At 54.2% G+C, this 249-nt stretch carries 1 pseudogene; it reads left to right on the top strand.

Features of this window, described 5'->3' with window-relative positions:
* Nucleotides 1–75: 75 nt before the first annotated feature.
* A pseudogene (locus QN359_RS19945) lies at nt 76–249 on the top strand (DDE-type integrase/transposase/recombinase); the annotation flags it as partial.

Here is a 249-nt window from a genome sequence, read left to right on the forward strand (position 1 = left end):
TTGACCGCGTAACGCCATCTTATGCGCAGCGGTCACGTTCACCAGAATGAGCGGTCACGTTCGCCGGAATACCCAGTTGACTGGTACAGCCGGAAGCTGCTGTCTTGGCGGTTGTCGAACACGATGGATGCGGGGTTTTGCGTGGACTGCTTGGAAGAAGCCATAAAATGGTATGGAACGCCGGAGATTTTTAATACCGATCAGGGTGCGCAGTTTACCAGCCAGGCCTTTACTGGGCTGCTGCTTAGA

The organism is Undibacterium sp. 5I2, assembly GCF_035019605.1.
Taxonomy (GTDB): Bacteria; Pseudomonadota; Gammaproteobacteria; order Burkholderiales; family Burkholderiaceae_D; genus Undibacterium.